The organism is Bradyrhizobium sp. 25ACV (assembly GCF_054863005.1).
The window spans coordinates 1-279 of record NZ_JAVAYO010000065.1; the positions used below are offsets into that span (position 1 = coordinate 1).

The 279-nt window shown below is 63.8% G+C and carries 1 protein-coding gene; it reads right to left on the reverse strand.

What is annotated here, in order from left to right; genetic code table 11:
• Positions 1 to 279 (reverse strand): AAA family ATPase (locus RAD04_RS38595; protein ID WP_461627955.1); only part of this gene is annotated, 279 nt, incomplete at both ends.

Sequence of the window (279 nt, forward strand, 5' to 3'; positions counted from 1 at the left end):
GCCGATCAGCCGCGCAACCGAGTGCTTCTCCATATATTCCGACATGTCGATGCGCACCATCGCGTGCTCGTCGTCGAACAGAAAGGCAGCGAGCGCCTTAGTGAGCTCGGTCTTGCCGACACCCGTGGGCCCCAGGAACATGAAGGAGCCGATCGGACGGTTGGGATCCTGAAGACCGGCACGGGCGCGCCTGACTGCCGTCGCGACGGCCTTCACCGCCTCCGACTGGCCGACCACGCGCTTGCCTAAGCCTTCTTCCATCTTGAGCAGCTTGTCGCG